Origin of the sequence: Cognatiluteimonas telluris (assembly GCF_011320095.1) — a bacterium.
Lineage (GTDB): Bacteria > Pseudomonadota > Gammaproteobacteria > Xanthomonadales > Xanthomonadaceae > Cognatiluteimonas > Cognatiluteimonas telluris.
On record NZ_JAANOY010000096.1, the window covers coordinates 1 to 1089 of the forward strand.

The following is a 1089-nucleotide window of genomic DNA, read 5'->3' on the forward strand; positions in this document are numbered from 1 at the left end:
TCGGGGACTGCGAGCGCCCCGCCTTGATGCCGCCAATAACCTCGATCGCCAGGACTGCCGCGTGGAAATACGAGCGCCGCTTAGGTGACTCCAAGCGCGACCGAAGAGGGTGGACGAAAGCGACAAGTTACTCACCGAAGCGAGCCAATTCGAACCGCCGCATTGCCACAACAAGCCTGCTCTTAGCGGCCTAACACCTGAATTAAGCCGACTTGCGTAGTGGAGCAAACATGGCAAGCTCTTTCTGCCATGTTTGTGGAACGAAGCAAGTTCGGCTTGAATGAATTGTTAGACCTCTAGCAGTCGAGGCAAGATGGAAAATGTGTGCGTGCTGTTAGGTGGGTCATAAACGTACTGATAATCCACAAGATCAGACAAATCAGGCGGGTCTATAGGGTTTTCTGCATATGGGTTGTGGTAGGCGCTCATATGGGTCTCCTTTGCTCCGCCTGTTTCTAGAACACAAACAGCGCTGATCCCACGACATGTATTTTTCGTCAGCTTCTGACCTGGGCCAAAAGCTTCGCCGGCCAGGGTGAAGAAGCCTTTCTGATTGAGTGCAAGGTAAAGCTGTGGGCTTCCGAACATCGCCTTTGTAACAGTGAACTCGTCAATGAAGTTAATCAGTCCAGCGTTGTTGTAGACGACGACGATGGCTGCGACACCACGCTTTGCGTGGGCGCGAAGTTGCATATATGCCTCGGCAAGCTTTTGCCGCACTCTTTTTGCGGGAGCAAGGCCTAGTCCAGACTCGACACAAGAATCGAAAGTTTCCCTCAATCGATCTTTTTCGTTTGCGTCAAGTTGCTTAATCTCGGCAACGATCGGTCGCCGGCGGATCTGAACCCAATAATCAGGAGACTTTAGTTCGCCCTCGGCGATCCTCCCGAAACGGATCCCGCGAATATTGCAATGCTTCTCAAAGAGGATTTCCGAGACGGTCGTGATCGTCATCTAGGGGTCTAACACCTGAATTAAGCCGAGCCGCGAAGCGGCTTCGGCTTGAATGAATAGTTAGGTGCTGCCTCGTGAGTTCTCGTAGTGATGCCAGATACGCAGAATGACGAGAGCAGAGCCATGCACCGTGTA

The 1089-nt window shown here is 52.3% G+C and carries 1 protein-coding gene; it reads right to left on the reverse strand.

Translation table 11 applies throughout. From position 1 onward, the window contains the following. Positions 1 to 288: 288 nt before the first annotated feature. Complete coding sequence (locus G7B67_RS13150; protein WP_166213154.1) at positions 289 to 954, reverse strand: hypothetical protein; 666 nt, start codon at positions 952 to 954, stop codon at positions 289 to 291. Positions 955 to 1089: the final 135 nt, after the last annotated feature.